This is a genomic window from Xanthobacter cornucopiae (genome assembly GCF_043195065.2).
GTDB lineage: Bacteria > Pseudomonadota > Alphaproteobacteria > Rhizobiales > Xanthobacteraceae > Xanthobacter.
Genome location: NZ_CM195531.1, coordinates 3,393,558 through 3,420,084 on the forward strand (window position 1 = coordinate 3,393,558; position 26,527 = coordinate 3,420,084).

Below are 26,527 nucleotides of genomic sequence, written 5' to 3' on the forward strand. Positions count from 1 at the left end.
CCGTCACATCGCCTGCACCGGCAGGCTTCGGCACAGGAAGGGATTCTCGCCGCCCTGATCGTCCCTTCCTGCGGCGGGTGCGCTTCGGCGCACCCGCCGTCTCCTATCCGCGATCCGGATGCCCACCCCCGGGCCGCCTGACGCCCGCCGGGTCCGGCATCCCCGGCAGGAAGCTGCCGCCCTCCTCGGCCAGGAAGGCCTGAAGCGCCCGCCCCGCCGGCAGCAGCCGCTTTTCCCGCGCCCGCACCACCAGCCATTGCCGCATCACCGGCAGGCCGGCCACGCTCAGCACCGAGAGGCGCCCGTCGGCCACCTCCGCCGCCACCGTGTGGGCGGAGATGAACGAGAGGCCGAGCCCAGCCATGACCGCCTGCTTGATGGTCTCGTTCGAGCCGATCTCCATGGCGATGGGCGGCGGCGGCGCTCCCGCCGCGTCGAACACCCGTTCCATCAGGATGCGGGTGCCCGAGCCCTGCTCGCGCACCAGGAACGGCTCCCGCGCCAGGTCGTGGGGTGACAGGCCCCGCCGCCGCACCAGCCGGTGCTCGGGCGGCGCGATCACCACATGGGGATGATCGCCGATCACTTCGGTCTCGGCGTCCAGCTCGGCCGGCGGGCGGCCCATCACAGCCAGGTCGAAATCGAGGCTCTCCAGCCCGGCGATGATCTCCGAGCGGTTGCCGATGGCGAGCTTCAGCTCGATGCCGGGATGGCGCCTGCGGAACGCGGCCAGCGCCATGGGCGCGAAATACTTGGCCGTGGACACCACCCCCACCACCACCGAGCCGGCGTCCGGGCTCTTCAGCGCCGCGATCGCCCGTTCGGCGTCGGCCAGCGCCTGGGAGACACGCTGCGACGCAGCAATCAGCTCACGTCCCGCGGCGGTCGGTCGCAGCTTGCCGGCGATGCGCTCGAACACCGGCACCCCCAGCCCATCCTCAAGCGCCTTCATGCGGGCGGTCACCGCCGGTGGGCTCAAACCCAGCTCCTGCGCGGCTTTCGCATAGGAGCCGGAGGCCGCGGCGAGGGCCACGAGGCGCAACTGCTTCAAGGTCCAGTGCACCGCCATATTCAATTTTCCTGAATACGTTGTTCAGCTCATTCAACTTTACCTAAATCCGGACCTCATGCAACTTTCGTCCAACAAAACAGGAGGGCCGCCATCATGGGTGCCGACGCCGCCATCGGGCAGATCAAAGACTCCAAGAAGAGGTACGCCGCCGGCGTCCTGAAGTACGCCCAGATGGGCTACTGGGACGGTGACTACCAGCCCAAGGACACCGATGTCCTCGCCTTGTTCCGCATCACCCCGCAAGAGGGCGTGGACCCCATCGAGGCCGCCGCCGCCGTCGCCGGCGAAAGCTCCACCGCCACCTGGACCGTGGTGTGGACCGACCGCCTCACCGCCGCCGACACCTACCGCGCCAAGGCCTACAAGGTGGAGCCGGTGCCGGGCCAGCCGGGCCAGTATTTCTGCTGGGTGGCCTACGACCTCGACCTGTTCGAGGAAGGCTCCATCGCCAACCTCACCGCCTCCATCATCGGCAACGTGTTCTCGTTCAAGCCGCTGAAGGCCGCGCGCCTGGAAGACATGCGGTTGCCGGTGGCTTATGTGAAGACGTTCCGCGGCCCGCCCACCGGCATCGTGGTGGAGCGCGAGCGCCTCGACAAATTCGGCCGCCCGCTGCTGGGCGCCACCACCAAGCCGAAGCTCGGCCTGTCCGGCAAAAACTATGGCCGCGTGGTGTACGAGGGCCTGAAGGGTGGCCTCGACTTCGTGAAGGACGACGAGAACATCAACTCGCAACCGTTCATGCACTGGCGCGACCGTTTCCTCTACTGCATGGAGGCCGTCAACAAGGCCCAGGCCGAGACCGGGGAGGTGAAGGGGCACTATCTCAACATCACCGCCGGCACCATGGAGGAGATGTATCGCCGCGCCGACTTCGCCCGCGAGCTCGGCTCCTGCATCGTGATGGTGGACCTGATCGTCGGCTGGACCGCGATCCAGTCCATCTCCAACTGGTGCCGCGAGAATGACATGGTGCTGCACATGCACCGCGCCGGCCACGGCACCTACACCCGCCAGAAGAACCACGGCATCTCGTTCCGCGTGATCGCCAAGTGGCTGCGCCTGGCCGGCGTCGACCACCTGCACACCGGCACCGCGGTCGGCAAGCTGGAAGGCGACCCGATGACGGTCCAGGGCTACTACAACGTGTGCCGCGAGACCACCACGCGCACCGATTTGACCCGCGGCCTGTTCTTCGACCAGGACTGGGCCGGCCTGCGCAAGGTGATGCCAGTGGCCTCCGGCGGCATCCACGCCGGGCAGATGCACCAGCTCATCGACCTGTTCGGCGAAGACGTGGTGCTGCAGTTCGGCGGCGGCACCATCGGCCATCCAGACGGCATCCAGGCCGGCGCCATCGCCAACCGGGTCGCGCTCGAAACCATGATCCTCGCCCGCAACGAGGGCCGGGACATCAAGAAGGAAGGGCCGGAAATCCTGATCGACGCCGCCAAGTGGTGCGCGCCGCTCAAGGCCGCCCTCGATACCTGGGGCGAGGTGAGCTTCAACTACGCCTCCACCGACACGTCCGACTACGTGCCCACCGCCTCCGTGGCCTGAGGAGAAGACCCATGCGCATCACCCAAGGCACCTTCTCCTTCCTGCCGGACCTCACCGACACGCAGATCAAGGCCCAGGTCCAGTATTGCCTGGAACAGGGCTGGGCGGTCTCGGTGGAGCACACTGACGACCCGCACCCGCGGAACAACTACTGGGAGATGTGGGGCCTGCCCATGTTCGACCTGCGCGACTCCGCCGGCGTGTTCGGCGAGGTCAAGGCCTGCCGCGCCGCCTTCCCCGATGCCTATGTCCGGGTGAATGCCTTCGACTCCAGCCGGGGCTGGGAAACGGTGCGCCTGTCGTTCCTGGTGCAGCGCCCGGCCAAGGAAGAGGGCTTCCGCCTCGACCGCACCGAGGACGCGGGCCGCAACCAACGCTACGCCATGCGCCACCGCGCCCAGTTCGAGGCCCGCTGACCGCCGCGACCTGCCCGCCACCGGCGGGCAGGTCTCCCGAGCCGGCGCCCCCGCGCGAGAGCGAGAGCCCCACCCCTTCACCCGCGCGGCTGTTCCCACCGCGCAACTCCACCGAGGATCGAGCCATGCTTGACGTCCCCCTTTCCGCACCGACCGCCGAGTTGCCGGCAAGGGATGCCGATGGCACGCTCGACCTCGGCCTTCTTTTCACCGAGAGTGAGGTGCCCGAGTTCCTGGCCGAGCTCGAAAGCGATCTCATCGGCCTCAAGCCGGTGAAGCGCCGCATCCGCGAAATCGCAGCCCATCTCGTCATCGGCCGGGCCCGCGAGGCGCTCGGCCTGACCTCCGGGGCACCCACCCTGCACATGGCCTTCACCGGCAATCCCGGCACCGGCAAGACCACGGTCGCGCTCAAGATGGCGCGCATCCTGCACCGGCTGGGCTATGTGCGGCGCGGCCACCTGGTCTCGGTCACCCGCGACGACCTGGTGGGCCAGTACATCGGCCACACCGCGCCCAAGACCAAGGACATCCTGAAGAAGGCCATGGGCGGCGTGCTGTTCATCGATGAGGCCTATTATCTCTACCGGCCCGAGAACGAACGGGACTACGGCCAGGAGGCCATCGAGATCCTGCTTCAGGTGATGGAGAACCAGCGCGACGACCTGGTGGTGATCCTGGCCGGCTACAAGGACCGCATGGACCGCTTCTTCGAGAGCAACCCCGGCTTCCGCTCGCGCATCGCCCACCACATCGACTTCCCCGACTATGAGGATGACGAGCTGGTGTCCATCGCCCGGTCCATGGCCGCGGCCGCCGACTACCAGTTCAGCCCGGAGGCGGAACGGGCCCTGGCGGAATATGTGAGCGTCCGCCGCACCCAGCCCAATTTCGCCAACGCCCGCTCCATCCGCAACGCCTTCGACCGCATGCGCCTGCGCCAGTCGCTGCGCCTGTTCGACACCGGCGGCCTCGCCGACCGCGCGGCGCTGGAAACCCTCACCGAAGGCGACGTGCGCGCCAGCCGCGTGTTCGCGGGCGGTATCGACGCGCCGCGCCCCGCCACCACAGTGTAAGACCAAAGTTCGAGCCACCGCTTAAAACCGAATGTAAACAAAGCGATGACGGCCCGCCGAACGGGCCGCGGGGCAACGACCCTCAGGGAGATAACGCCATGTTGGAGCCGAACGCCGATCATCATGCCGCCCCCGGCATCACGCTGGCTGCCGCCCTGGACGAATGGGCCGGCGCCGAGCGCGGGCGGCAGCAGGTGGCCTTGACCCTCACTGCGCTGGCGCAAGGCGCCGTGGCCCTTGCCGCCAGGATCGCCGAGGGGCCGCTTGGCGGCGACTTCGCCGCCACCCTCTCCTCCGGCGAGGCCGGCGAGGGCCAGAAGGCTCTGGACGTGATCGCCAACGACCTCGTCATCGGCGCCCTCGCCACCGCTCCCGTCGCCGCCGTGGCCTCGGAGGAGAACGAGGCGCCGGTGGTGCTGGCCGCCGACGCGCCGCTGCTGGTGGCCATCGACCCGCTGGACGGCTCCTCCAACATCGACACCGACCTGTCGGTGGGCACCATCTTCTCGGTGTTCCGCCGCCCCGAGGGCGTGTCCGGGGCCGATGCCGCCGCCTTCTTCCAGAGCGGACGCGACCAGCTCGCCGCCGGCTACGTCATCTACGGCCCCCATGTGGCGCTGATGCTGACGGTGGGCGCCGGCACCTGGCACTTCGCGCTGGACCGCACCGGCACCTTCCGCCTCGCCGACCCCGCCACCCGGGTGAAGGAAGGCACCGCCGAGTTCGCCATCAACATGTCGAACTACCACCATTGGGACGAGCCGGTTCGGTCCTATGTGGACGATTGCCTCGCGGGCCGGAAGGGCCCGCGCGAGCGCGAGTTCAACATGCGCTGGGTCGCCTCCATGGTGGCCGACGCCCATCGCATCTTCCGGCGGGGCGGCATCTACCTGTATCCCGGCGACAGCCGCAAGGGCTACCACCAGGGCCGCCTGCGCCTGCTCTACGAGGCGTTCCCCGTCGCCTTCCTGATGGAGCAGGCCGGCGGCGCCGCCACCGATGGCCAAGCCGCCATCCTCGATCGCACCGCCAACGCCGTGCACCAGCGCGTGCCGTTCATCTTCGGCGCCCGGGACGAGGTGGGCCGCGTCGCCCGCTACCACGTGTCGTCCGCCAGCCACGGCGAGCGCTCTCCCCTGTTCGCACGGCGCGGCCTGTTCATCTGATTTTCGCTCGGGGCTCAAAATGTCGGTCAAGCATCCCATCATCGTCGTCACCGGCTCGTCGGGCGCGGGCACGACCTCGGTCAAGCGCACCTTCGAGCAGATCTTCCACCGCGAGGGCGTGAAGGCGGCCTATGTGGAGGGCGACGCCTTCCACCGGTACGACCGCTTCGAAATGCGCGAGCTGATGGCCGCTGAGGCGGCCAAGGGCAACAAGCACTTCAGCCACTTCTCCCCCGACACCAACCTGCTCGGCGAGCTGGCGACGCTGTTCAAGGACTACGGCGCCACCGGCTCCGGCCGCGCCCGGCACTATGTGCACGACGCTGGCGAGGCCAAGGCCTACGGCACCGAGCCCGGCCGCTTTACCCCCTGGGAGGACGTGGAGGGCGGCACCGACCTGCTGTTCTACGAAGGCCTGCACGGCGCGGTGGTGACCGACGACATCAACCTCGCCCAGCACGCGGACCTGAAGATCGGCGTGGTGCCGGTGATCAATCTGGAGTGGATCCAGAAGATCCACCGCGACAAGGCCACCCGCGGCTATTCCACCGAGGATGTGACCGACACCATCCTGCGCCGCATGCCGGACTATGTCCGCTATATCTGCCCGCAGTTCACGGAAACCGACATCAACTTCCAGCGGGTGCCCACGGTGGACACCTCCAACCCGTTCATCGCGCGCTGGATTCCGACGCCCGATGAATCCATGGTGGTGATCCGCTTCCGCGACCCGCACGGCATCGACTTCCCGTACCTGCTGTCGATGATCCACAACAGCTTCATGTCGCGGGCCAATTCCATCGTCATCCCCGGCAACAAGCAGGATCTCGCCATGCAGCTCCTGCTGACCCCGCTCATCATGAAGCTCATCGAGCGCAAGCGCCGGGCCGAGTGAGACCCGCGCCCCGGCGCACCCGCCCGACGCGGGGCCGCCCCGCCGGCGCGACACCGACATCGCAGCCCGCCCGACGCCGGGCCGGCCGCGGCACCCGCTCCCGCGCGTGGGGGAGGCAGGGGGAGGATGGCACGTTCCATGAGCCCTGGGACGCGTGGCAACCATCCTCCCCCGCGTCTCGTCCCGGCGGCGACGGGCGGCGACCTTGTCCCGCCCCGTCCGGGCGGGCCTCCGGCGGAGGGCCGGTGCCACCCCCCGAAACCGGCGATACCTAACCATAACGGCCAACCATAACGGCACCCCAATGGCCCGCCTTGCCCCCTCTCCCGCCGCAAAGCGGGCGAACGCCGCGAGGAGGGCGAGGTGATGAAGGGAGAGACAGGATGACCGCTCACGCCGTGCTGACCGAACCGGCCCTCGACCGTTCCCCCGGCTCCCTCGCCTGGCCCGTGACCGCCGCCGTGCGGGCGCTGGCCATGGACGGGGTGGAGCAGGCCAAATCGGGCCACCCCGGCGCCCCGCTGGGCATGGCGGAGATCGCCGCCGTGCTGTGGCGCGAGCACCTGCGGCACAATCCCGCCGACCCCGCCTGGCCCGACCGCGACCGCTTCGTGCTGTCCAACGGGCACGGCTCCATGCTGCTCTATGCGCTGCTGCACCTCACCGGCTACGACCTGCCCATCGCCGAGCTGAAGCGCTTCCGCCAGCTCCATGCCAGGACGCCCGGCCATCCCGAGGTGGGCATGACCCCCGGCATCGAGACCACCACCGGGCCGCTCGGCCAGGGGCTGGCCAATGCGGTGGGCATGGCGCTGGCCGAAAAGACGCTGGCGGCGCAGTTCAACCGCCCCGGCCTCGCCATCGTCGATCACCGCACCTTCGTGTTCCTGGGCGACGGCTGCCTCATGGAGGGCATCAGCCACGAGGTGTGCTCGCTGGCCGGCCGGCTCGGCCTCGGCAAGCTGGTGGCCTTCTATGACGACAACGGCATCTCCATCGACGGCAAGGTGGAGGAATGGTTCCCCGACGACACCCCCGCCCGCTTCGAAGCCTATGGCTGGCAGGTGCTGCGGAACGTGGACGGCCACGACCCCAGGGCCATCGGCGCCGCCGTCGCGGCCGCCCTCGAAGAGACCGGCAAGCCCAGCCTCATCTGCTGCAAGACCGTGATCGGCCGCGGCGCGCCCACCAAGCAGGGCCACCAGGACACCCACGGCGCCCCGCTCGGACCCGAGGAGATCGCCCGCACCCGCGCCGCCATGGGCTGGAGCCACGCCCCGTTCGAGGTGCCGGACGAGGTCTACGCCGCCTGGGACGCCCGCAAGGCCGGCGCCGCCCGCCAGCAGGCCTGGGAGGCGCGCATGGACGCCTATGCCCGCGCCTACCCGGCGGAGGCGGCCGAATTCCGCCGCCGCCTCGCTGGCGACCTCTCGGCCGCGTTCGAGCCCGCCTTCGCCGCCGCCCTCGCCGCAGCGGTGGAGAAGAAGGAAACCATCGCCACCCGCAAGGCCAGCCAGCAGGCGCTGGCGGCGCTCGCCCCCGTGGTGCCGGAATTCCTGGGCGGTTCGGCGGACCTCGCCCACTCCAACCTCACCACCTATCCCGGCGCCACCCCGGTGACGCGCAACCCGGCCGGCAACCAGGTGCTCTACGGGGTGCGCGAGTTCGGCATGTCGGCCATCGCCAACGGCATCGCCCTGCACGGCGGCTTCATCCCCTTTGTCGCCACCTTCCTGGTGTTCTCCGACTATGCCCGCAACGCCATGCGCATGAGCGCGCTGATGGGCCAGCGGGTGATCTACATCCTCACCCACGATTCCATCGGCCTCGGCGAGGACGGCCCCACCCACCAGCCGGTCGAGCACGTGGAGAGCCTGCGCCTCATCCCCAATCTCGACGTCTGGCGGCCCGCCGACACGGTGGAGACGCTTGAGGCCTGGCATGCCGCGCTCACCCGCAGGGATGGCCCCACGGCACTGATCCTGTCGCGCCAGAACCTGCCGGTGCCGGCGCGCGACACCGCGCAGGTCGCCGCCATCGCCGACGGCGGCTATGTGCTGCGCGAGAGCGCGGAGCCGGCGCGGGCGGTGCTGGTGGCCACCGGCTCCGAGGTCAAGCTGGCGCTGGCGGCGGCCGACACGCTCGCCGCCGAGGGCATCGCCACCCGCGTGGTCTCCATGCCCTGCCGCGAGCGGTTCGAGGCGCTGTCCGCCACCGCCCGCGCCGCCGTGTTCCCGGCTGGAACGCCCATCGTCGCGGTGGAGGCGGGCGTGACCCGGGGCTGGCGCGGCCTGGGAACCTCGGGCATTACCGCCATCGGCATCGACCGCTTCGGCGAATCCGCGCCGGAAAAGGACCTGTGGCCCCTGTTCGGCTTCACCCCCGAGACGGTCGCCGCGGCCGTGCGGACCGCCATCGCCTGAGCGCGAAAGCCCGTCCCGTTCATCCGCCCGCCGCCCGCCCCTGGGCGGTCGGGGCGACCGATACACGCGAACCCTCAAGGAGAGGATGATGGCCCTCGTGTCCATGCGCCAGCTGCTCGACCACGCGGCGGAGCATTCCTACGGCCTGCCGGCTTTCAACGTGAACAACATGGAGCAGGTGAAGGCGATCATGGAGGCGGCCCGCGCCACCTCCTCGCCGGTGATCCTGCAGGGCTCGGCCGGCGCGCGCAAATATGCCGGCGAGCCGTTCCTGCGCCACCTCATCGCCGCCGCCGTCGAGGCCTATCCGGAGATCCCGGTGGTGATGCACCAGGACCACGGCGCCTCCCCCGCCGTCTGCCTCGCCGCCATCAAGTCGGGCTTCTCCTCGGTGATGATGGACGGTTCGCTGAAGAGCGACGGCAAGACCCCGGCCGACTACGACTACAATGTCGCCGTCACCGCCAAGGTGGTGGAATTCGCCCACGCGGTGGGCGTCTCGGTGGAAGGCGAGCTCGGCTGCCTGGGCTCGCTGGAAACCGGCAAGGGCGAGGCCGAGGACGGCCACGGCGCCGAGGAGGCCCTCGACCATTCCAAGCTGCTGACCGACCCGGACGAGGCCGCCCAGTTCGTCAAGGCGACCCAGTGCGACGCCCTCGCCATCGCCATCGGCACCTCCCACGGCGCCTACAAGTTCACCCGCAAGCCCACCGGCGACATCCTGGCCATCGACCGGGTGAAGGCCATCCACCAGCGCATTCCCACCACGCACCTCGTGATGCACGGCTCGTCCTCGGTGCCCCAGGAACTGCTGGAGGAGATCCGCGCCCATGGCGGCGACATCAAGGAAACCTATGGCGTGCCGGTGGAGGAGATCCAGGAGGGCATCCGCTACGGCGTGCGCAAGGTGAACATCGACACCGACATTCGCCTCGCCATGACCGCCGCCATCCGCCGCGTGGCCAACAAGAACAGATCCGAGTTCGACCCGCGCAAGTTCCTCGCCGCCGCCATGGATGAGGCCAGGAAGGTGTGCATCGCGCGCTTCGAGGCGTTCGGCTCGGCCGGCCAGGCGGAGAAGGTGCGCCCCATCGAGCTCGACGACATGGCCCGGCGCTACGCCTCCGGCAGCCTCGCGCAGACCGTGCACTGACGCGGCCGGCGCGCGGCCGGGGCCCGGGGGCCGACCTCCCCCTGGGCCCCGGTCGGCGGGGCCACACGCAGGTTTCATCGCCGCGCGGCGCGCCCCGACGTGGAGAACCGGCCCGAGGCCGGGTATGAAGACCGAAGTTCGAAGACCATCAGGAGGCTGCCATGGCCCGCGCCCATCCCATCATTGCCCCGTCCATTCTGTCGGCGGACTTCACCCGCCTCGGCGCCGAAGTGGACGCGGTGCTCGCCGGCGGCGCCGAGTGGATCCATTTCGACGTGATGGACAACCATTACGTGCCGAACCTCACCATCGGCCCGCTGGTGCTGCAGTCCCTGCGCAAGGCCACCCCCGCCTTCATCGACGTGCACCTGATGGTGAAGCCGGTGGACGGCATGATCGAGGCGTTCGCGGCCGCCGGCGCCAACCTCATCTCGTTCCACCCGGAGGCGAGCGAGCATGTGGACCGCTCGCTCCAGCTCATCCGCTCCAAGGGCGTCAAGGCCGGCCTGGTGCTCAATCCGGCGACCCCGCTCTCGGTGCTCGACTACACCCTCGATGCACTCGACCTGGTGCTGGTGATGTCGGTGAACCCCGGCTTCGGCGGCCAGGCCTTCATCCCCAGCGCCCTCGACAAGCTGAAGGCGATCCGCGAACGCATCGATGCCAGCGGGCGCGACATCCGCCTGGAGATCGACGGCGGCGTGAAGGTGGACAATATCGGCGCCATCGCGGCGGCGGGGGCGGACACCTTCGTCGCCGGCAGCGCCATCTTCGGCGCCAAGGACTATGCCGCCACCATCGCCGCCATGAAACGGGAGATCACCGCCGCCACCGGCACCGCCGCGGCGGCCTGATCGCCCCCGGCGCTCCCCTTGCCCGGCCGTCGCTCTCTCCGTAGGCGGCCGGGCGGCCCTCTCCCCATCGGGGAGAGGGCATCTTGCGTCCATGGCCCGCCGCGTCAGGCGATCTTGCGCGCCGCGGCGGCGTGCATCGAACCAGTCTCGCGCGCCCGCACATGCCAGGAGAGCGCCTCCTCGATAACATGGGGCGTATGCCCGCCACGCGCGACGGCGCGGGCGAAATAGTCCTCCATCTCGGCGCGGAAGCTCGGGTGCACGCATTTGTCGATGATGACGCGCGCGCGCTCGCGTGGCGCCAGCTCGCGCAGATCGGCGAGGCCCACCTCGGTGATGAGGATGTCCACGTCGTGCTCGGTGTGGTCCACGTGGCTGACCATCGGCACCACCGAGGACAGCGCGCCGCCCTTGGCGATGGACTTGGTGACGAACACCGACAGATAGGCATTGCGCGCGAAATCGCCCGAGCCGCCGATGCCATTCATCATGTGGGTGCCGCCCACGTGGGTGGAGTTCACATTGCCGTAGATGTCGAACTCCAGCGCCGTGTTGATGCCGATGAGGCCGAGCCGGCGGATGATCTCCGGATGATTGGAAATCTCCTGCGGCCGCAGGATGAGGCGCGACTTGTAGTCGGTGATGTGCGGCATCACCTGGTCGTGCTTGGCCTTCGACAGGGTGATGGACGATCCGGAGGCGAAGTTGAGCTTGCCGGCGTCGAACAAATCAAAGGTCGAGTCCTGGAGCACCTCGGAATACATGGTCAGGTCATGGAACGGGCTCTCGATGAAGCCGTGCATGACCGCGTTGGCGATGGTGCCGATGCCGGCCTGGAGCGGCTGCAGGCGCTCGGTGAGGCGGCCGATTTTCACCTCGTGCTTCAGGAAGTCCATGAGGTGAGCGGCGATGGCCGCGGTCTCATGGTCGGGCGGCAGCACGTTGGAGGCTGAATCCAGCTTCTCGGTGATGACGATGGCGGCGATCTTCTCCGGCGGGATCGGGATGAAGGGCAGGCCCACCCGGCTCTCGGGCGTCACCACCGGGATCGGCTCGCGGAACGGCCGGCGGGTGGGGATGTAGATGTCGTGCAGGCCTTCCAGTTCGGCCGGCTGGGTCAGGTTGATCTCGACGATCACCTTCTCCGCCAGGATGGCGAAAGTGGCCGAGTTGCCCACCGAGGTGGTGGGCACGATGCCGCCGGATGCGGTGATACCCACCGCCTCGATCACCGCCACGTCGATGGGGCCGAGCTGGTTGGTGCGCAGGTGCTCCACCGTCTCGGACAGGTGCTGGTCGACGAACATCACCTCGCCGGCGTTGATGGCCTTGCGCAGCGCCGGGTCGGACTGAAACGGGATGCGGCGTGACAAGAGGTGGGCTTCCGCCATCTGCTTGTCCAGGTCATTGCCCAGCGAGGCGCCGGTGATGAGGGTGATCTTCAGCGGCTCGTCGCGGCCGTGCGCCACCTTGGCCCGGGCGGCGAGCGCCATGGGAACGGCCTTGGCCTCGCCGGCGCGGGTGAACCCGCTCATGCCGACGATCATCCCGTCCTGGATATGGCTGGCCGCCTCCTCGGCGGACACGATCTTGTCACGCAGGGAGGCGAGGCGGATACGATCTTGAGGCATGGCGGCGTTCCCCCGAGGGTTTCCTCAGCACACTCTATCCCGCCGCGCATAGCGAGCGCGCGGGCGTCCTCGGAATTCGACTAAAGGCAGGATGCCGATCAAACCGTGAGGCAGATGGGCAGGCCGAAAATGTCGCGCTCGGGCGGGTCGGGAAAGCGCAAAGCCTTGCCATATGCCACTCTTTTGGCGCTCCAGGCGCACGCGCACGCATCGATGAGGTCGTCGAGCCCCGCTTGCAGCGCAAGGGCGCTTTGCGCTGCAAGCGCATCCACGGGTATCCCCTGGGACGCGAGACGGCCGATCCGCAGGTCGAGGCCGGGCGGATAGGGGCGGCTCCTCGCCGTCTTGGGCTCCCTCAGCGCCGCCCGTCCGTTCATGGCCCAGAACGCCACCTCGGGATGGCATTCATGGAGATGGGGCAGCGGGTCCGGCCGGCCGCGCAGCAGGGTGTCCGCCTCTACGATCTTCGCGAACAGGTGGAAGCACGGCTTGGCCACCGCCTTCGGCGGATCGGAGGTGGCGCGCGCCACGGCGCGGGCGGCGCCATAGCGGTGCCCTCGTCCGCGCCCGGAGCCAGGCCCACCATCACCACCGCCCGCGCCGACATAGAGAACACCGAAGATTGACGCCCGCCCAGCGGCGGACGGACCAGCCACACGGGGGGCGCGCCCGCGCGGCCCCACCCGCTCCGGCAGGCCAATGGGAATGTCGATGGCGACCAGGGGATGGGGCCGCGGCGCGAGCAGGTCGCCCAGACGGTGGACGCGGCTGAGCGCCAGTCCCGCCGCGCCGTCCTGGCGGGCGCAGATCCAGCCGCCGCGACAGCCATCCAAGCCGACGAAGGACGCGCGGACCTCCGCCACGACCTCTCAGTCCTCGCCGGCCCGGGCCTGGGGCAAAGGAATGGTCGAGGGCTGCGGAACGGGCGCCGAATAATATTTGCGCCGCGGCACCGAGCCGGTGACCTCGACCGGGCCGCCCTTGCCCGGGGCATAGGACATGGGCCCCGGCGCACGCATGCCTTCCGGCCCCACCTGCCAGCCGGGGGGAAGCTGGTTCGGGCCGGGACGGGCCGCCGGCGCCCGCGCCGGCTGGGGCCGCGGCACCTGAGCCTGGGGCACCGGCGGGAGGGGTGGCGGCTCGGGCGGGGGAAGCGGCATCGACTGCACCTGCGGCGGAGGCGGCGGCGGCTCGTAGACCGCCGGCGGCTCCACCGCCTGCGGGCGGGGCGGTGCCGGTTCCGGCGCGGGTGCAGAGAACGGTGCGAACAGCGCCGGGGCGGGCGCGGGCGGCGGCGGCTCGGGCGCGACGGCGGGCGGCGCCGGCGGCAACGGCTGGCCCAGCGCCGCCATGGCCGGGGCCGGCATGGGCTTGGGCGCCGGCTTGCAGATGGTGCGGCCCTTGGCGTGGCGCATCAGGTCCACGTGGATATGGTCATAGTGGAACACGTTGGACCCGGGCGCGAGCACGGTGGTGAAGCGCTCGCACGCCCCCGCCTGCACCTGCAGCAGGAAACCGCGTTCCTCCGGCTTGCCCTTCCAGCCGTCCTTGACCGTGATCCAGCGCCCATCGGCGGTGCGGAAGGCGCCCACGTCCAGCGCGTTGCCGAACGCATGCTCGGAAATCTTCGGATTGGCCTGGCCATTGTTCATGTTGCGGCAGGAATAGGAGGACATCTGGCGGATCGCCACCACCGGCTGGCCCAGCCAGGCCTCGGCGGCGGGCTCCACCACCTCCTTCACCCAGGAATCGACCTCGTGGATCACCGGGCAGGCGAGCCGCGCGGAAGGCTCCACCACCACGTTGCCCTCGGCCAAAGCGTGCACCCGGAAGGGATATTCCATGCCGCACGCGCCGTCGCCATTGATGGCCGACAACGGCTCCATGAACGCCGAGGGCACCACGCCCTTCGCCGCCAGGCACTGCTCTTCAGCCTCCGTGCGCCAGGGGTCCCGCCCGCTGTCGCCGAAACGACAGCCGGACAGGAGCACAGCACAGGCAAGTGGAGCAATGAGATACCAGTGAACGCCGCGCATCATGGGCGGCACAGTGGCCGAGCGGCCGTTGCGGAGAAGTTAAGGCGGCCACGTTTTTACCAGCAGGGACACCACGGGCGCCCGCCCGATCCGCGCGCTACCCCTGGCCCGAGGGGTCGGCCACCGCCGTGGCGGGGGCCTCGGCCTCCGCGCCGGACGCGGGCGCCGGCGAGGGGCGCGGCGCCTCCGGCCCGGACGGCCGCGCCTCCACCGCCGACTGCAGCTGCAGCGCAAGGCTGCGCAACTCCTCCGGCACGTCTTCCTGAATGTAGCCCTCGAACAGCTGCCGCAGCTCGCGACCGAGAAGATCTTGCCGCGCGGAAATGTCGCGTCGATGGGGAATGCGCATACCGCCGGTCTCTTTCTGGTCCTGCCTGGTCATGGCGAAAGGCAATCTGAAAAGGGCTGAAACGCCGCAACATGGGGAATAGCCGCGCCTGCGAGAGCAAGCGCGGCCGAAGTGGCAGGCCTCCGCGCCGCAGATCCGGCCAAAGGCTCGGCCGCCGCGCGGGTTGGATCGACGCGGCGCACCGCGCCTGCGTCACGCCACCGGCGGCGGGCGCCACGGTGTGACACCCTCCCGCCGGAGTTTCAATTCGTGAAGACCCGCATCCCGGGCCTCCTCTGCCGCCTGCGCCGGCTCAGTCCCGGTACAGGCGACTTGAACCGTCGACCATCGGTTCCACGTCCACGCCCGGCGGCGCATCCGCAGCCGTGGAGCCGACATCGCGCGCCGCCTCCCCGTCGTCGCCCCGCACGGGAGTGGCGTCGGAGAAGGCGGCGGTGACACGGCGCAGCATGGCCCGCTCTTCGTCCGCCATCCGCACCCGCCGCGGACGCCGCACCACGAAACGGGGAAAGTCGCGCGCGCACTCCTGCGGCGAGAACTCAAGCGCGTCATAGCCGCGGGGCATATCCCCTTCCACGCCCCCGGCCGGGGGGAGAGGGGCAAGGGCCGGCGCGACCGGGGCGGACGCTCCCATCCGGGATTGCGATCCTGTCATGGCTTCCTCCGTGCTGGTGATCGAAACCTTAACGCCCGATCGCCGCCCTGGTTCCCCACCGCGCGCCGTCACCCGCCCACCGCCGGCAACCGCCCGGCCGCCGGGGAACCATCCGGCGGCCAGACGGTTCTCGAAATCGAGCGGTCGCGCAAGATCAGCCGGCTCCGAAGACGAGGCCTTGGAGATGATCATCCTTCCTGAAGCCCGTTCCGGCTGCGTCCGACCACAGAGTTTCAGACATCCACCGCTCAAGACCAGGAGGATTCCATGCTGAGCTGGGCCATCACCTTTCTCGTCGTCGCCCTCATCGCCGCCGTTCTTGGGTTCGGCGGCATCGCCGGGACGGCGATCGAGATGGCGAAACTCGTCTTCTTCGTCGCCATCATCCTGTTCGTGGCGTCGGCCGTGATCGGCCTGCTGCGCCGGGGGCGCGGGCCGACGCTGCCCTGAGCCGCAGCCAGGGGGCGCCCTCCGGCCGCGGCAACAAAAAAGGGCGCTCACCGAGCGCCCTTTCGTCATCCGCCCATCACGCCCGGATCAGGGGCACTGCACCCGGTAGCGGTTGCCGTAGGCATCGCGCGCCCAGCACGCCTTGGGGGTGGTCTCGGCACCGATGATGGCGCCGGTGCCGGCGCCGATCAGGCCGCCCACCAGGGCGCCGGTGCCCGTGCCGGTCGCCGCCGCGCCAATGGCCGCGCCCGCGCCACCGCCGAGCAGGGCGCCGCCGACGGCGCGATCCTGGCGGGAATACTCACTGCACCCCGTGAGGGCGAGCGCCAGGGCGCCCACGATGAGAGCCGCTTTCATTGTCTTCTCCTTGTCCGTGATCCCGCCTTGGAAGGCCGAGTCATCCAGTCGAAGCCTATAAAGACCCCGCCCTCCCGGCTCCAGCGGCCGATGAGCGAAGTTGAGCCCGGTTCAGAACAGGGCTCGACGCAACGGCATATAGCATATCGCCGGCCGCGCCGCCCACAGGCCGCGCGGGTGCCGTGGCGCATCGAGGACAACCGGCCAGCCGCCCGGGCGTTCCGGCCCGTTCTTCACCGGCTACCGTCTCCTGCGCCGTTCAGTGGGCGAGCTGTGTCTTCACCAGCCGGCTGTAAAGCCCCCCGGCCGTCAGCAACTCCTGGTGCCCACCCTGCTCCACGACGCCGGCGCCGGTCACCACCACGATACGGTCGGCATGGCGCACGGTGGACAGGCGGTGGGCGATGACGAGGGTGGTGCGGCCCCTGGCCAGCACCGCCAGCGCCTGCTGGATCTCCCATTCCGTTTCCGCGTCGAGGGCGGAGGTGGCCTCGTCGAGGATGAGGATCGGCGGGTCCTTCAGGAACATGCGGGCGATGGCGAGGCGCTGCTTCTGGCCGCCGGAGAGCTTCACCCCGCGCTCGCCGACCACCGTGTCGAGGCCGGCGGGCAGGCTGGCGATCAGGTCGTCGAGCCGGGCGCGGGCGGCGGCGGCGCGGATCTCCGCCGCGCTGGCCTCCAGCCGGCCATAGGCGATGTTCTCGCGGATGGTGCCCGCGAACAGGAAGACATCCTGCTGGACGATGCCGATGGAGCGGCGCAGCGAGGCCAGCGTCACGTCGCGCACGTCCTGTCCGTCGATGGTGACGCGGCCGGCGGTGGCCTCGTAGAAGCGCGGCAGCAGCGCGCACAAGGTGGTCTTGCCGGCGCCCGAAGGGCCCACGAAGGCCACCGTCTCGCCGGCGGCCACCTGCAGCGACAGATCCTTCAGCACCGGCCGGCCGGGCGTGTAGCCGAAGCTGACGTCCTCATAGCGGATTTCGCCGCGCACCTTGCCGCCGTCGGCAAGGTCGCGCGCGCCGGGCCGGTCGGCGATCTCGGGCCGGGTGGCCAGGAACTCCAGGTAGGAGCGGAAGCCGGCGATGCCCTTGGGATAGATCTCCACCACCGCCGCGATCTTCTCCAGCGGCCGGAAGAACACCCCCACCAGCAGCAGGAACGACACGAAGCCGCCGTTGGAGAGCTCGCCGCGGATGACGAACCAGGTGCCCGCCAGCATCACCACCACCTGGGTGAGGCGCATGCCGAGATAGCTCAGGGACATGTTGCCCGCCATCAGCCGGTAGGCGGCGAGCTTGGTGGCGCGGTAGCCGTCGTTGGCATCGGCGAACAGGCGCCGCTCGTGGTCCTCGTTGGCAAACGCCTGCACCACGCGGATGCCGCCCACATTCTCCTCGATGCGCGCGTTGAAGGCGCCCACCTTGTGGAACAGCTCGCGGAAATTCTGCGTCATCTCCCGCCCGTAATGGGTGGTGGCGAAGGCCACCAGGGGCACGATCGCCCCGGTGACGAGGGCGAGCGGCACATTCACCGTCAGCATCAGCACGAAGGCGCCGATAAAGGTCATCACCGCCAGGAACACATCTTCCGGGCCGTGATGGGCGATCTCCCCCACCTCCTCCAGATTGGTGGTGAGCCGCCCCACCAGGTGGCCGGTCTTGTGGCTGTCGAAGAAGGAGAAGGACAGCTTCTGCACGTGGTCGAACGCCCGCCGGCGCATGTCGGTCTCAATGTTGATGCCAAGCATGTGCCCCCAATAGGTCACCACCGCCATCAGCGCCGTGTTGAGCACGTAGATGGCCAGCAGCCCCAGGGCGGCGAGCAGGATCAGGTTCCAGTCCTGGGCCGGCAGCAGGTGATCCACGAACACGGCCACCGCCATGGGAAACGCCAGCTCCAGCACGCCGGACAGGATGGCGCAGGAAAAATCCAGCAGGAACAAGCCTCTGTACGGAGCATAATAGGAAAAGAACTGGCGCAGGACGGTCATGTCGAACAGGTTCTCTCAAGCCAGGGCGAGAGGATGCCATTGCATCCGTCCCGTGAAGAAGCGCCCGCGCGGCGCGGCATCACTCGCCGACATCCACCCCCGCATGGCCAAGGCGCCAATAGGCGGCGATCATGCAGCGGGTCTTGTCGATGCCGGAACGCGGTGGCACGAGCGCCCGCAGGCGCCGGGCGGTGGCCTGCTCGCAGCCGGCGAACACCCGGCCGGCGGCGGGATCGTCGGGAAACGCCACCGCATCGATCGCGCGGTCCAGCAGCCGGGTGGTGCCGGCCGGCGCCCCGCCCCGGTGCAGCCAGCGCAGGTCCACACTGGCGGGCGAGGCCAGCGCCTGCTCCTCGGCCGGATCGGCCACCTCGATGCGCACCACCGCCCGCGCCCCGGCCGGCAGTTCCTCCAGCAGGCGCGCGATGGCCGGCAGCGCCGTCTCGTCGCCGGCATAGAGCTGCCAGGGCGCCGGTTCCGGCGCCGCGCCGCCGGGACCGAGCAGGCCCACCCGGTCGCCCGGCGCGGCGGCGCGCGCCCAGCGGGCGCCGGGGCCCTCGTGCAGGGCCACGTCGAGAGCGATCTCGCCGCGCACGGTGTCGACGGCGCGCACGGTGTAGACCCGCGGCACCAGGGCATCCGCCCCCTGCGGCCACACCATGCGCCCCTCGGCATCCGCATGAGGCCACACCGGCGCCCGGCCGGCCGGTGGAATGAGCACCCGCGCGTGCAGCCCGCCGCGCGCGAAATGGGCGGCATCGCCCGCCAGCACCACGCGGCGCAGGCGCGGCGTCACCTGGAACGCGCCGGCCACAACCATCTCGCGGAAGAAGGGCAGGTCGCGGGCCCCGGCGGCATCGCCGGTCCAGGCGAACGCGGGATGCTCCGGCGCCAGGGCCGCCAGCGCCTCGGCCACCGCCATCTTGCCCCAGCCGAGGGCTGCCGCCGAGGGCGCGGCGCACCCCACCGCCAGCGTCCGCGCCGCCACCGCGAGGGTGAGAACGCCGAGGCGCGGATGCCGCACCACCGCGCCGGCGGGCGTCGTCTCCACGGCGCCGCCGAGACGCGCCACCAGCGCCGGCAGCAGGCCGGCGGGATCGGCGAGCGAGAGGCGGGCCTCGGCGCACAAGATATCAGCCACGGCTCGGCCCTCCCCTTTGCAGCAGCCAGATGAGATAGGGCCCGCCCACCAGGGCGGCGAAGAAGCCGACCGGAATCTGGTAGGGATAGGCCACGTTGCGCCCGAGCCAGTCGGCGAGCATCACCAGATCCGCGCCGATCGCCGCCGCCGCGAACAGGAACACCGGCCCGCCAACGAAGCCCAGCAGCCGCGCCAGGTGCGGCGCCAGCAGGCCGGCGAGGCTCAGCGGCCCCACCACGAAGGTGGCCGCCGCCGTCATCAGCGCCGCCAGCAGCGACAGCAGCAGCCGGCTCGCGGCCACCGGCACGCCCAATGCCCGCGCCACCGGCGCGCCCAGGGGCAGGATATCGATCCAGCGCCCGAGCAGCGGCAGCGGCGCCAGCAGCGCCAGCGCACACAGCGCCAGCCCCGCCGCCTCCGCCATCTCCACCTTGTCGGTGGAGCCGGCGAGCCAGCCCAGCAGCAGGAAGGTGTTCCAGCCCCCGGCGGCGAACACCGCCGACAGCACCGCGAGGCACATGCAGCCGAGCGCCACGCCCGCCAGCAGCATCCTGTCCGGCCCGAACCCGGCACGGGCGCCGAGGGCCAGGATGAACACCAGGGCGCACAGCGCACCGATGCCACTCGCGGCCAGCAGCACGCCAGAGCCCGGCGCATCGAACACCAGCAGCGCGGCGGCGATGCCCACCCCCGCCCCGGCGCTCACGCCCAGCACCTCCGGCCCGGCCAGCGGATTGCCGGTGAGACGCTGCATCAGCCCGCCGGCGGTGCCCAGCAGCGCCCCCGCCGCCCCGGCCGCCAGCGTCCGCGGCGCGCGGAAGGCCAGCAGGTCGGCCATGAGATCGCCGCCGGCGAACGACCAGCCCTGTGGCCCGGCCCCGAGCGTCAGCGTGACGGCGGCAAGCCCGGCGCCGGCACCGGCCAGCAGCGCCAGCGCCCGCCCCGGCCGCGCCAGCCGCCGCCCCGCCGCCGGAGTCGCCTCCGCCGGCGGGGCATGGGGCGTGGCCCGTGGCAGCAGCCACAGCAGCAGTGGCCCACCGAGCAATCCCACCATCGCCCCGGTGGGGATGAGATCACCCCGCGCGCCGGCGGTGGCCTGCACCACGCCATCGGCCAGGGCCAGCAGTACCGCGCCCATGAGCGGCGCCTTCAGCAGCAGCGCGTGCGGCGTGCGCGCCCCGGCCAGCCGCGCGAACGCCGGCGCCGCCAGCCCGACGAAGCCGATGACGCCCACTTCCGAAATCACGCTGACCGCCAGCCACACCGCCACGCCGATGACGAGGCCGCGCAGCGCCGTGAGCGCCACGCCAAGGCTGCGCGCCGCCGCGTCGTCGAGGGCCAGCACCGCCAGCGGCCGCAGCAGCACGGCGGCAGCGGCGGCGCCCAGGGCCAGCCGGCCGCCGATGGAGAGCGCGCTGTTCCAGCTCTGCTGGTGCAGCGAGCCGGCGCCCCAGATGAACACCGAGAGCACATATTCGCCCCGCGCCAGCACCAGCGCCGCGCTGGCCGCCCCAGCCATGAGCGACACCGTCATGCCCGCCACCACCACGGTGATGGGATCGAGCCCGCGCCGCGCGCTCATGGCCAGCACCAGCGCCACCGCCGCCGCCCCGCCGGCCAGCGCGACCCCTTCCCGCGACCAGGCGAGCAGCCCCGGCGCGAACGCCAGCGCCAGGGTCAAGGCAAGCTGGGCGCCGGAGGCGATGCCGAGGGTGGAGGGATCGGCGATGGGATTGCGCAGCACCCGCTGCAGCAGCGCCCCCGCAAGGCCCAGCGCCGCCCCCGCCAGCAGCGCCGTGGCGATGCGCGGCAGCAGGCTGTGCCAGAACAGCGCCTCCCGCAGCAGCCGCGCGGTCTCGAGGTCGCCGGCGATCTCCAGACGCCGGGCGAGCACCACCGCCAGCAGCGCCACCGCCAGGCCGGCGAGGCCCAGCCAGAGGCCGGCGGCCCGGCGCGGCGGCGTGGCGAACCAGGACATCTCAGCCAAGGCCCGCCCCCGTGGGATGCAGCAGCGCGGCGCTCAGCAGCCGCGCGAAGCGGGCCGCCGTGGGCAGGCCACCGAACGGGTTCATGGAGCCGAGGGTGACCACCCGCCCGTCGCGCACATTGGGCAGCGCCTGCCACAACCGGCTTTGCGGCAGCAGGCGCCGGGCATCGGGCGGCACCGGCGGCAGGACCACGATCTGCGCCGCCCCGAACCCCGCCAGCGCCTCCAGCCCCACCGGCGCCGAGGCGGCATAGGAGGTGCCGTCCTGCCATGCATTGGCGAGCCCGAGGCGCGCCAGCACCTCGCCGAACATGCTGTCCGACCCGAACACCCGGAAATGGCGGGCATCGCCCAGGTTGATGACCAGCACCGGCCGCGCCGGCCACGCCTTCAGCGCGGCGCCGCAGCGCTCCAGCACCTCCCGGGTGTCGGCAAGAAGCGCGGTGGCGGCCGCCGGCCGTCCCACCGCCGCGGCAAGGCGCACGGCGGCGCCCTCCGCGCGGGCGAAGGGCCGGCCGCCGCGCTCGTAGATGGAGATGGTCTCCACCGGCGCGATCCGGCGCAGCTTGGGATCGGCGGCGCTGTAGTAATTGGAATTGAAGATGAGATCCGGCCGCGCCCGGAGCAGAGCCTCGAAATTGGGCGCGCCACGCAGGCCGATGTCAACGACGCTGGCGGGAACCGGCGGCTCCACCGCCACCTGGCGGAACAGCACCAGTTCCGCCGCCGCCACCGGCACGATGCCCATGGCCAGGAGGGTTTCGAGAAGGGCCCAGTCCAGCGTCGCCACCCGCGGCCCCTCATCCGCCCGCCCGCCCGCCGGCATCGCAGCGGCGAGCAGGCCGGCGCCGAGCAGGGCGCGGCGGGTGAGAACCGGCACCGGCCGGCGCATCCCCGCGCTCACAGCACGAACCCCAGCGGCGCGCCGGACACCGGATGGGGCAGGATGCCCATGTCGAGGTCGTAGATGGCCTTCAGGGTGTCGCCGGCCATGATGTCGCCCGCGGCCCCGCGCGCCACCAGCCGCCCGGCCCTGAGCGCCACCAGCTCATGGCAGGTGCGGGCGGCGAGATTGATGTCGTGCAGCACCACCACCACCGTCATGTCGCCGCCCTCGCCCACCAGCGCCCGCACCAGGGTGAGCACCTCCATCTGGTGGGCGATGTCGAGGGCGGAGGTGGGCTCGTCCAGCAGCAGGCAGCGCGTGCCCTGGGCCAGCATCAGCGCCAGCCAGGCCCGCTGCCGCTCGCCACCGGAAAGGGTATCCACCAGCCGCCCGGCGAACGCCTCGAGCCCGGTGCGGCGGAGCGCCGCCTCCACCGCCGCCGCGTCCGCCGCGCCGAAGCGGCCGAGGGCGCCATGCCAGGGATAGCGGCCGAGGGCCACCAGCTCGCGCACGCTCATGCCCTGGGTGGCCGGCGTGAACTGCGGCATGTAGGCCACCTTGCGGGCGAAGGCCCGCCCGCTCCATTCCGCCAGGGGGCGCCCCTCGAACCGCGCCGCGCCGGCGTCCGGCACCACCTGGCGGGCGAGGATCTTCATCAAGGTGCTCTTGCCCGACCCGTTGGGGCCGATGAGGCCATAGACGCGGCCGGCCTCCAGCTCCAGCGTCAGCGGCGCCAGGATCTGCCGCGCGCCGATGCGCACGGCGAGCCCCTCCAGCGCCCAGAGCGGCGGAGGGGCGCCGGCCGCGCCGATCACCATTTGTAGGTCACCTGGGCGACCACGGTGCGGCCGTCGCCATAATAGCAGCCGAAGTAGCCACAGCTCGCCACATAGGTTTCGTTGGCGATGTTGTTGACGTTGATCTGGGCCTTGAACGCGCCCTTCTCGTAATGCACCGCGGCGTCGAGCAGCGTGTTGGCGTCGAGGAACACGTCGTTGTTGTCGAGGGCGTAGCGCGAGCCGACGTAGCGCACGCCGCCGCCGAGCCCGAAGCCGGTGAGCGCGCCGCTCTTGAAGGTGTAGTCGAGCCAGACATTGGCCATGTTCTGCGGCACGTTGCCGGGGCGGTTGCCGGCATATTGGCCCTGCGTGATCTCGGCATCCATGTAGGTATAGTTGGCGATGAGGTTCAGCCCCTCGGCAAGGCTTGCGGTGGCCGACAGCTCCAGGCCCTTCACCTCGACTTCGCCGCTCTGGATCTGATAGCTCACCCCGCCGATGAGGTCGGTGGAGAGCACGTTCTTTTGCTTCAGGTCGTAGAGGGCGGCCGTGAAGAAGCCGTTCCAGCCCACCGGCTGGTACTTCACGCCCAGTTCCACCTGTTCGCCGCTGGAGGGCTGGAACGGCGCCCCGCCGAGCGCCACCGGCATGTTGCCGATCACCGGCTCGAACGAGGTGGAATAGCTGACATAGGGCGCCACGCCGTTGGCGAACAGATAGGTGAGGCCGATGCGCCCGGTCAGGGCATCGTCGCTCTGGTCCTGCACGGTGTTGCCGAAATTGGTGTCGGTAGTGGAATCGGTGGTGGCCCAGTCCTGGCGCAGGCCGGCGGTGAGCAGCCAGTTGCCGAGCCGGACCTGGTCCTGGGCATAGACGCCGGTCTGGCTCACCGTGCCATCCACCACCGAGACGTACCAGGGTGCGTTGATGATGAACTGGTTCTGGACCGGAAACAGCAGGTTGATGCTCGGCGCCGAGCCGAACTGCGCCATGTTGGTCTGGTCGAAATAGCGATAGTCCAGCCCCACCAGAAGCTTGTGCGACAGCGGCCCGGTCTCGAAATCTCCTTCGAGCTGGTTGTCGATGGTAATGGTGTCCTGGTCCTCGCCGTTCACCGAGGTGCCGCGATTGGCGACCAGCGGGTTGGTGGCGCTCAGGGCGGAATAGTAGAGGCTGGAATAGTCCCAGTTCAGCTTGAGATAGCGCGCGTTCTGGCGCACCTCCCACACCTCGTTGAAGCGGTGCTTGAACTCATAGCCGACGCTGGCCAGCGTGCGCGAGGAGGCGTCGAACGCCGGGTCGCCCAGGAACAGGCTGGGCGAGAGCAGGTTGCGGAACGGCGAGACCGTGTATTGGGTGGGCAGCCCCACCGGGGTGCCCGCCTGGTCGTATTGCACATTGGCGAGCAGGGTGAAGGAGGTGTCCTTCTCCGGCCGCCAGGTGAAGGCCGGGGCGAAGAACAAGCGGTTGTCGTCCACGCCGTCGGTCTGGGTGCCGCCATCGCGGGCGAGGCCGGTCAGGCGGTAGGCGAAATCCGGGCCGAGCACGCCGCCGAGGTCGAAGGCGCCGGTGTACCGATCGAAGCTGCCGGCCTGGGCCTGCACCTCGCCGAAGGTGGTGAAGGTGGGACGCTTGCTGATGAGGTCGATGAGCCCGCCCGGATTGCCCTGGCCGTAGAGCACCGAGGCCGGGCCGCGCAGCACGTCGATGCGCTCCAGCCCATAGGGGTCGATGGCCACCGCCCCGGCGTCGCGCATCAGCTTCAGGCCGTTGAGATACTGGCTGTTGGCGGCGGAGAAGCCACGGATGATGGGGGCATCGAAGCGCGGGTCGGTGCCGAACGGCTGGCCCAGCACACCGGCCGAGTAGTCCAGCGCCTGGCCCACGTTCTGCACGCCGCGCGCATCCATCTGGTCGCGGGTGACGACGGAGATGGATTGCGGCACCTCCAGGATCGGCGTGCCGGTCTTGGCGCCGGTCAGCGTCAGCCGCGCCACATAGCCGGACACCGGCCCGGTGGGGGTTTCCCCGGCGCCCTCCACATTGACCTGGTCCAGCTCGATGGCGCCCTGGTCCTGCCGGCCCGCGCCGGATCCCGCGGCCTGCTGGGCGAAGGCGCCGACGGGCGCGAGCAGGGCGCCGACGGCCGCGCCGCATGCCAGCACAGACCCGATGCGCAGGGTATCGATCCTAGTCATTCCGTCACCCGCTTGCGAATTGCCCAGTTGAGAACAATTCAAAAATTGAAGCTCGCGCCATATGGCCCCGACTACCGACCCACATAGCAACGGCATCTACCGGCGGATTGTCCGTTCCTCTTGCAGTTTGACGATTTTTGTCCTGATATTGCGTTGCCCTGCGCGCGTGAAGGGTTTTCACGCTGGCGGCGACACACTTCATAGGAATTCGAAACTATTCGGCCGCGCCGCGGATGCCATCGCAGGCGGGCGCACCACACGGGACACCGTCCAGGAGGGCCTCGCCGCATGGCGTTCCAACCGCGCATGACCTCCTCCATCGAGGGCATCACCGTCCTCGACGACTTGTGCTGGCGCCGCTGGAACGGCGTCGTGGCCGACGTCTGGCATGTTCATTGCACAGCCGGTGCGCGGGGGGAGTATGTGTCGCGCGACGCGCGGCTGTTCGTGGTGCTGGAGCGCGAGCGCGGCACGACCCAGGTGCAGCTGTCCGCCCGCGGGGGCGCGGTGGCCGCCTGCCGCGCCCCGGTTCACATGAGTTTCGTGCCGGCGGACATGCCGTTGTGGTCCCGCATCGAAGCGGCGGGCGAGCTGCGGCACCTGGACCTGCATTTCGACGTGGCGACACTGTCGGAGCGCATCGGCGAGGCGCTCGACCCCGGCCGCCTCGCCACCCCGCGCCTGGGGTTCATGGATCCGCGCATCCACGGCCTCGCCCGGCTGATCGCCGACGAATGCCAGGACCCCGACGCGCGCCACGACCTCTATGGCGACGGGCTGGTGCTCTCCTTGTTCATCGACCTCATGCAGCTGTCGCGGGCCCCGGCGAGCGCCCGCTCGGGCCTGTCGCCACGCCAACTCAAGCGCATCACCGCCTTCATCGAGGACAATTGCCTGCGCAACATCCGCCTGCAGGAGCTGGCCGAGCTCGCGGAGCTGTCGCAATCCTACTTCAGCCACGCGTTCAAGGCCTCCACCGGCCTGCCGCCCTACCAGTGGCACATGAGGGCGCGGATGCGGCGGGTGGAAGAGATGCTGGCGAGCCCGGACCTGCCGCTGACCGAGATCGCGGTGGCGGCCGGCTTTGCCGACCAGGCACATTTCACACGCGTTTTCCGCCGCTTCTGCGGCCTCACCCCGGCCGCGTGGCGGCGCGCCCGGCGCGATTGACAAGGTCTTTCGATCCGCGAACAAGGACCGCCCGCCCATCTGGCGTTCCCCCGCGAGGTAGCGTATAGAGCCCACCCGGCCGCCGCGCGACGCGCGTCACGGCCCACCAAGCGGGTGTGGCGGAACTGGTAGACGCGACGGACTCAAAATCCGTTTCTGGTGACAGAGTGTCGGTTCGAGTCCGACCACCCGCACCATGGTGGACTGGAAGACGGCGGCCCGGCCGGCACGGCGAGAGATGATCGTCGCGCGAGGCTTCCTTTCCCACCGATGGCCCTGCGGC

The 26,527-nt window shown here is 70.4% G+C and carries 23 protein-coding genes and 1 tRNA gene; 11 read left to right on the top strand and 13 right to left on the bottom strand.

Going from position 1 to position 26,527, the window contains the following annotated elements:
* Positions 1-103: 103 nt before the first annotated feature.
* Positions 104-1,069, bottom strand: a complete 966-nt coding sequence (locus tag V5F53_RS15040; protein WP_393995046.1) for a LysR family transcriptional regulator — start codon at positions 1,067-1,069, stop codon at positions 104-106.
* Between the two features lie 96 nt (positions 1,070-1,165).
* On the opposite strand from V5F53_RS15040, the gene V5F53_RS15045 reads away from it, so the two are divergent.
* The 8 genes from V5F53_RS15045 to rpe all read left to right on the top strand — a co-directional run bounded on the left by V5F53_RS15045 (position 1,166) and on the right by rpe (position 10,615).
* Positions 1,166-2,632: a form I ribulose bisphosphate carboxylase large subunit gene (locus tag V5F53_RS15045; protein ID WP_393995045.1), complete on the top strand. Its 1,467-nt coding sequence runs from the start codon at positions 1,166-1,168 to the stop codon at positions 2,630-2,632.
* Between the two features lie 11 nt (positions 2,633-2,643).
* Positions 2,644-3,048 carry a ribulose bisphosphate carboxylase small subunit gene (locus tag V5F53_RS15050; protein ID WP_393995044.1) on the top strand — a complete coding sequence of 135 codons (405 nt, stop codon included), beginning with the start codon at positions 2,644-2,646 and terminating at the stop codon, positions 3,046-3,048.
* Positions 3,049-3,173: 125 nt separating this feature from the next.
* A complete protein-coding gene (gene cbbX / locus V5F53_RS15055; RefSeq protein ID WP_393995043.1) occupies positions 3,174-4,124 on the top strand; it encodes a CbbX protein in 951 nt (316 codons plus the stop codon).
* Between the two features lie 98 nt (positions 4,125-4,222).
* On the top strand, positions 4,223-5,290 hold the full coding sequence (locus V5F53_RS15060) for a class 1 fructose-bisphosphatase (RefSeq protein ID WP_393995042.1): 1,068 nt from the start codon (positions 4,223-4,225) through the stop codon (positions 5,288-5,290).
* 19 nt (positions 5,291-5,309) lie between these two features.
* The gene (locus V5F53_RS15065) at positions 5,310-6,185 is read left to right on the top strand and encodes a phosphoribulokinase (RefSeq protein WP_393995041.1); all 876 of its coding nucleotides are present in this window, start codon (positions 5,310-5,312) and stop codon (positions 6,183-6,185) included.
* A 383-nt stretch (positions 6,186-6,568) separates the two neighbouring features.
* Complete coding sequence (tkt, locus tag V5F53_RS15070) at positions 6,569-8,608, top strand: transketolase (protein WP_393995040.1); 2,040 nt, start codon at positions 6,569-6,571, stop codon at positions 8,606-8,608.
* 88 nt (positions 8,609-8,696) lie between these two features.
* The gene (gene fba, locus V5F53_RS15075) at positions 8,697-9,761 is read left to right on the top strand and encodes a class II fructose-bisphosphate aldolase (RefSeq protein ID WP_393995039.1); all 1,065 of its coding nucleotides are present in this window, start codon (positions 8,697-8,699) and stop codon (positions 9,759-9,761) included.
* Between the two features lie 161 nt (positions 9,762-9,922).
* Positions 9,923-10,615, top strand: coding sequence for a ribulose-phosphate 3-epimerase (gene rpe / locus V5F53_RS15080; RefSeq protein WP_393995038.1), 693 nt, complete (start codon positions 9,923-9,925; stop codon positions 10,613-10,615).
* A 104-nt stretch (positions 10,616-10,719) separates the two neighbouring features.
* On the opposite strand, the gene scpC is transcribed toward rpe, so the two are convergent.
* From scpC to V5F53_RS15105, 5 genes are all read right to left on the bottom strand, one after another.
* Entirely contained in the window at positions 10,720-12,246 is a 1,527-nt protein-coding gene (scpC, locus tag V5F53_RS15085) for a succinyl-CoA:acetate CoA-transferase ScpC (RefSeq protein WP_393995037.1), read from the bottom strand.
* A gap of 98 nt (positions 12,247-12,344) precedes the next feature.
* Positions 12,345-13,109, bottom strand: a complete 765-nt coding sequence (locus V5F53_RS15090) for a DUF429 domain-containing protein (RefSeq protein WP_393995036.1) — start codon at positions 13,107-13,109, stop codon at positions 12,345-12,347.
* Positions 13,110-13,115: 6 nt separating this feature from the next.
* Complete coding sequence (locus tag V5F53_RS15095) at positions 13,116-14,285, bottom strand: extensin-like domain-containing protein (RefSeq protein ID WP_393995035.1); 1,170 nt, start codon at positions 14,283-14,285, stop codon at positions 13,116-13,118.
* 94 nt (positions 14,286-14,379) lie between these two features.
* The gene (locus V5F53_RS15100) at positions 14,380-14,664 is read right to left on the bottom strand and encodes a hypothetical protein (RefSeq protein WP_393995034.1); all 285 of its coding nucleotides are present in this window, start codon (positions 14,662-14,664) and stop codon (positions 14,380-14,382) included.
* 259 nt (positions 14,665-14,923) lie between these two features.
* The gene (locus V5F53_RS15105; protein ID WP_393995033.1) at positions 14,924-15,196 is read right to left on the bottom strand and encodes a hypothetical protein; all 273 of its coding nucleotides are present in this window, start codon (positions 15,194-15,196) and stop codon (positions 14,924-14,926) included.
* A gap of 357 nt (positions 15,197-15,553) precedes the next feature.
* Here V5F53_RS15105 and V5F53_RS15110 point away from each other — a divergent pair, with 357 nt between their 5' ends.
* Positions 15,554-15,736 carry a DUF1328 domain-containing protein gene (locus V5F53_RS15110; protein ID WP_393995032.1) on the top strand — a complete coding sequence of 61 codons (183 nt, stop codon included), beginning with the start codon at positions 15,554-15,556 and terminating at the stop codon, positions 15,734-15,736.
* An 87-nt stretch (positions 15,737-15,823) separates the two neighbouring features.
* On the opposite strand, the gene V5F53_RS15115 is transcribed toward V5F53_RS15110, so the two are convergent.
* The 7 genes from V5F53_RS15115 to V5F53_RS15145 form a co-directional block, all read right to left on the bottom strand.
* Positions 15,824-16,093: a YMGG-like glycine zipper-containing protein gene (locus tag V5F53_RS15115; protein WP_393995031.1), complete on the bottom strand. Its 270-nt coding sequence runs from the start codon at positions 16,091-16,093 to the stop codon at positions 15,824-15,826.
* Positions 16,094-16,352: 259 nt separating this feature from the next.
* Positions 16,353-18,083, bottom strand: coding sequence for an ABC transporter ATP-binding protein (locus tag V5F53_RS15120; protein WP_393995030.1), 1,731 nt, complete (start codon positions 18,081-18,083; stop codon positions 16,353-16,355).
* A 79-nt stretch (positions 18,084-18,162) separates the two neighbouring features.
* Positions 18,163-19,224, bottom strand: a complete 1,062-nt coding sequence (locus V5F53_RS15125; protein WP_393995029.1) for a siderophore-interacting protein — start codon at positions 19,222-19,224, stop codon at positions 18,163-18,165.
* A complete protein-coding gene (gene fhuB, locus V5F53_RS15130) occupies positions 19,217-21,202 on the bottom strand; it encodes a Fe(3+)-hydroxamate ABC transporter permease FhuB (RefSeq protein WP_393995414.1) in 1,986 nt (661 codons plus the stop codon). The genes V5F53_RS15125 and fhuB overlap by 8 nt, the downstream gene beginning before the upstream one ends.
* Position 21,203: 1 nt before the next feature.
* A complete protein-coding gene (locus tag V5F53_RS15135) occupies positions 21,204-22,103 on the bottom strand; it encodes an ABC transporter substrate-binding protein (protein ID WP_393995413.1) in 900 nt (299 codons plus the stop codon).
* 8 nt (positions 22,104-22,111) lie between these two features.
* Complete coding sequence (locus V5F53_RS15140) at positions 22,112-22,915, bottom strand: ATP-binding cassette domain-containing protein (protein ID WP_393995028.1); 804 nt, start codon at positions 22,913-22,915, stop codon at positions 22,112-22,114.
* Positions 22,909-25,074, bottom strand: a complete 2,166-nt coding sequence (locus V5F53_RS15145; RefSeq protein ID WP_393995027.1) for a TonB-dependent siderophore receptor — start codon at positions 25,072-25,074, stop codon at positions 22,909-22,911. Before V5F53_RS15145 ends, V5F53_RS15140 begins: the two co-directional genes overlap by 7 nt.
* 288 nt (positions 25,075-25,362) lie before the next feature.
* Here V5F53_RS15145 and V5F53_RS15150 point away from each other — a divergent pair, with 288 nt between their 5' ends.
* The gene (locus tag V5F53_RS15150; RefSeq protein WP_393995026.1) at positions 25,363-26,244 is read left to right on the top strand and encodes a helix-turn-helix domain-containing protein; all 882 of its coding nucleotides are present in this window, start codon (positions 25,363-25,365) and stop codon (positions 26,242-26,244) included.
* 110 nt (positions 26,245-26,354) lie between these two features.
* Positions 26,355-26,441, top strand: a tRNA-Leu gene (locus V5F53_RS15155).
* Positions 26,442-26,527 lie beyond the last annotated feature (86 nt).

Bases quoted from the DNA above. Each gene is read 5' to 3' on its own strand.
- V5F53_RS15040 (WP_393995046.1), bottom strand. From the start codon at position 1,069: ATGGCGGTGCACTGGACCTTGAAGCAGTTGCGCCTCGTGGCCCTCGCC.
- V5F53_RS15045 (WP_393995045.1), top strand. From the start codon at position 1,166: ATGGGTGCCGACGCCGCCATCGGGCAGATCAAAGACTCCAAGAAGAGG.
- V5F53_RS15050 (WP_393995044.1), top strand. From the start codon at position 2,644: ATGCGCATCACCCAAGGCACCTTCTCCTTCCTGCCGGACCTCACCGAC.
- cbbX (WP_393995043.1), top strand. From the start codon at position 3,174: ATGCTTGACGTCCCCCTTTCCGCACCGACCGCCGAGTTGCCGGCAAGG.
- V5F53_RS15060 (WP_393995042.1), top strand. From the start codon at position 4,223: ATGTTGGAGCCGAACGCCGATCATCATGCCGCCCCCGGCATCACGCTG.
- V5F53_RS15065 (WP_393995041.1), top strand. From the start codon at position 5,310: ATGTCGGTCAAGCATCCCATCATCGTCGTCACCGGCTCGTCGGGCGCG.
- tkt (WP_393995040.1), top strand. From the start codon at position 6,569: ATGACCGCTCACGCCGTGCTGACCGAACCGGCCCTCGACCGTTCCCCC.
- fba (WP_393995039.1), top strand. From the start codon at position 8,697: ATGGCCCTCGTGTCCATGCGCCAGCTGCTCGACCACGCGGCGGAGCAT.
- rpe (WP_393995038.1), top strand. From the start codon at position 9,923: ATGGCCCGCGCCCATCCCATCATTGCCCCGTCCATTCTGTCGGCGGAC.
- scpC (WP_393995037.1), bottom strand. From the start codon at position 12,246: ATGCCTCAAGATCGTATCCGCCTCGCCTCCCTGCGTGACAAGATCGTG.
- V5F53_RS15095 (WP_393995035.1), bottom strand. From the start codon at position 14,285: ATGATGCGCGGCGTTCACTGGTATCTCATTGCTCCACTTGCCTGTGCT.
- V5F53_RS15100 (WP_393995034.1), bottom strand. From the start codon at position 14,664: ATGACCAGGCAGGACCAGAAAGAGACCGGCGGTATGCGCATTCCCCAT.
- V5F53_RS15105 (WP_393995033.1), bottom strand. From the start codon at position 15,196: ATGCCCCGCGGCTATGACGCGCTTGAGTTCTCGCCGCAGGAGTGCGCG.
- V5F53_RS15110 (WP_393995032.1), top strand. From the start codon at position 15,554: ATGCTGAGCTGGGCCATCACCTTTCTCGTCGTCGCCCTCATCGCCGCC.
- V5F53_RS15115 (WP_393995031.1), bottom strand. From the start codon at position 16,093: ATGAAAGCGGCTCTCATCGTGGGCGCCCTGGCGCTCGCCCTCACGGGG.
- V5F53_RS15120 (WP_393995030.1), bottom strand. From the start codon at position 18,083: ATGACCGTCCTGCGCCAGTTCTTTTCCTATTATGCTCCGTACAGAGGC.
- fhuB (WP_393995414.1), bottom strand. From the start codon at position 21,202: ATGTCCTGGTTCGCCACGCCGCCGCGCCGGGCCGCCGGCCTCTGGCTG.
- V5F53_RS15135 (WP_393995413.1), bottom strand. From the start codon at position 22,103: ATGCGCCGGCCGGTGCCGGTTCTCACCCGCCGCGCCCTGCTCGGCGCC.
- V5F53_RS15140 (WP_393995028.1), bottom strand. From the start codon at position 22,915: ATGGTGATCGGCGCGGCCGGCGCCCCTCCGCCGCTCTGGGCGCTGGAG.
- V5F53_RS15145 (WP_393995027.1), bottom strand. From the start codon at position 25,074: ATGACTAGGATCGATACCCTGCGCATCGGGTCTGTGCTGGCATGCGGC.
- V5F53_RS15150 (WP_393995026.1), top strand. From the start codon at position 25,363: ATGGCGTTCCAACCGCGCATGACCTCCTCCATCGAGGGCATCACCGTC.